General features: G+C 44.0%; 3 protein-coding genes. 1 reads left to right on the forward strand and 2 read right to left on the reverse strand.

Going from position 1 to position 2,609, the window contains the following annotated elements; genetic code table 11:
- Positions 1 to 96: 96 nt before the first annotated feature.
- Both ltrA and F6K53_RS36955 read right to left on the reverse strand, forming a co-directional pair.
- A complete protein-coding gene (gene ltrA, locus F6K53_RS36950) occupies positions 97 to 1,650 on the reverse strand; it encodes a group II intron reverse transcriptase/maturase (protein WP_293084512.1) in 1,554 nt (517 codons plus the stop codon).
- A 34-nt stretch (positions 1,651 to 1,684) separates the two neighbouring features.
- Positions 1,685 to 1,945 carry a reverse transcriptase N-terminal domain-containing protein gene (locus F6K53_RS36955; protein ID WP_293030640.1) on the reverse strand — a complete coding sequence of 87 codons (261 nt, stop codon included), beginning with the start codon at positions 1,943 to 1,945 and terminating at the stop codon, positions 1,685 to 1,687.
- A 444-nt stretch (positions 1,946 to 2,389) separates the two neighbouring features.
- On the opposite strand from F6K53_RS36955, the gene F6K53_RS36960 reads away from it, so the two are divergent.
- Positions 2,390 to 2,609 (forward strand): hypothetical protein (locus F6K53_RS36960; protein WP_293047883.1); only part of this gene is annotated, 220 nt, incomplete at its 3' end.

Below are 2,609 nucleotides of genomic sequence, written 5' to 3' on the forward strand. Positions count from 1 at the left end.
TAAATCGGGTAAGTCAGCGGGATTGCTCCCGCTTCGTCCCCAAAGCACCGTGCGAACAAGTCTCCAAGTACACGGCGCAACCAATTCCAAAAGAACTCACTTATCATTGCTACTTCTTTTCCTTGACTTGCGGTTTTGTACCTTTTGGCTTTTGTTCCGTGTCTTGGAGGGTTTTGTTATCCCGGCTTTCAGCATTTTCTGTATGTCTGGATTAGTAGCACCCAAGGCATGGATGGAATGGTGGCAGTCCTGATGTAGATAAATCATGTTATCGTATGTGTCTTTGCCACCGAGGTGTGATGGTGTTATATGATGAACGTGAATTTCATCAAAAGCCTCTAGAGGCTGATTGCAGACAGGACAGATGTAGTTCTGTCTGTTTGCTATTTTATCCTTACCCTTCGTGAACCTTCCTTTCGCTGTCTTTTTTCTTTGCTTAAGGCTTCGCTTTTCCCAGTATTCGACCAGAGTTGGGTCATCGGGACTGAAAGTGTGTTGGACAAGCGTGTGACGTTGGATAGGTATCCATCGGAGTTTATGCACGTATGCATGTTTTTCGGATTTGTCTCCAAATACCCAGTTATCATCCCTACCTGGGCATAGGCAACCGAAATACTTATCGGCTATCCATTCCCATGATTTATTGTGATGTTTCCGTTTACCCCATCGTTTTAGCTTCCAAGATATGTAATTATCCAAATCTGAAAATATTTCTTTGGATACTGCACCGTCGTGGTAATTGCCCCATCCCCGGATTTTGGAGTTGAGGTCTTTGATTACCTTGGTGGTTGGTACTCCTTTAGAGGTTCCAAAGAGTTTCTTGAGTTCATCCTTGAATTTCTGCACGTTCTTTTTGGAAGGCTTGATGAGAGTTATGAGACCCGATTTGCGTTTTGTGGTTTGGTATTTACGGAAATTCCAGCCCAGGAAGTCAAAGCCTTCGGTTAGATGTTTTACGTTGGTCTTTTCCTCGGATAGTTCTAATCCTTTTTCAGTCAACCACTCGGAGAGTATTGCCTTAGCTTCCATCGCATCTTCTTTGCTTTCTGTTAGAACAACAAAGTCATCGGCGTAGCGGATTAGACTCCGTTTGGAGGTGTTGGACCAAGATTCTCCGGAAGAGGTCCTTTTGTTTATTATCCGTTTGTACCTAATTCCTAATGCATCTTCCATGCCATGTAGGGCAATGTTAGCTAGTAGTGGGCTGATTATTCCCCCTTGTGGAGTTCCGGTTTCTGTGTTGTGAAATACACCTTTATCGATGTACCCCGCTTTGAGCCATTGTTCCACAAGTTTTTTGGCAGGGAAGTTTGCTGTTGCATCCATTAATGGTTTGTGGGATATGTTGTCAAAACATCCTGAAATGTCTGCATCTAGTACCCACCATTTACGGTTTTTCTCGCCTTTGATGTTAAGGAATATCCTTTGTCGTGCATCATGGGTACTTCTGCCTGGTCTGAATCCGTATGATGTTGGTTCAAAGGTGGCTTCCCATTGAGGTTCTAGTGCATTTTTGACCATGCCTTGTATGCATCTGTCAATCATGCAAGGAATTCCTAATGGACGTTTTTTACCGTTGGACTTAGGTACGTACACACGTTTTGTCGGGATTGGCTGCCATGTTTTATATCGGCTGAGAGCATCGACCATCTCTGCCCTGACTTTGGGATTTAGATTGGCGATTTTATCTACGCCAGGGGTGTTTTTGCCAATATTTAAGTTGTGCAGCCTGTCTCACGGAAATAAGTATATTGGAGTAACTACGCAGCATTAAGCGTTGTAGTTTATTCACCTTTCTCCATTTGCCTTCGCGAGTCGCGAGGAATATCCTACGTCTTAATTTCCTGACCGTCCGATAGGCTCTTTTCCAATTGATGGTATGCCAGTCGGTGGTTTGTTTTGTTACGATACCGTTTTCGGTTGAATTCGGTTCTATCTTTTCCATTACAATGAAGGTGTATTAAGTATGTAATTCCGTCCGCTCGGAATCAGCTCTGAAATTCAGCACTCTTTCAAGTTGAGGGAAAATCCCTTTATCCAACCAGTTATACGCCCTAGGCGATTTCCTGTTTCCTTTCGGATTGTTGGCATTTGCTTGGTTCAGACTTCTACCGGACTGAGAGTTATACCTCCTCTTACGATTTGGCTACCTTAACTTATCGACCTGTGTTAAGGACTCAATCTCGGCTTACCCGGTTACACACAAGGAAGATATGAATCTTTGGTTGCCGTCTTTACGCCGAGTCCGTGGGGTTCTATAAGCAAGTCGTGCTTATAATCGATTGTTCAGGACAAATTGAACTAATCCTTGGAGCTAGTATTCCCATTACCGCTTTAGCAGGAATATCCATGTTAACGACGCTTACAACGATTCTTTTCATCAACAATCATGATTCTTCCCCTAACGACCCATCACCATGCGGTATATGTCACTGGTTACGCATTACCTTCTAGCTATGAAACAAATCGATTCGGGAATAAGGTAGTCGAAACCGCCATATCCATCTCGAAGTGCTCCTTCGGGTGGGGACGTAGCTTGAACCCTAGCTACATTGGGAGATTTCGGAATCTCCACTTCCTTGAGCGTCTTTCATCGGTCGCCCTTATCC

Origin of the sequence: Moorena sp. SIO4A1 (assembly GCF_010672065.1) — a bacterium.
In the GTDB taxonomy this organism is placed as follows: domain Bacteria; phylum Cyanobacteriota; class Cyanobacteriia; order Cyanobacteriales; family Coleofasciculaceae; genus Moorena.

Bases quoted from the DNA above. Each gene is read 5' to 3' on its own strand.
- ltrA (WP_293084512.1), bottom strand. From the start codon at position 1,650: ATGGTCGATGCTCTCAGCCGATATAAAACATGGCAGCCAATCCCGACA.
- F6K53_RS36955 (WP_293030640.1), bottom strand. From the start codon at position 1,945: ATGGAAAAGATAGAACCGAATTCAACCGAAAACGGTATCGTAACAAAA.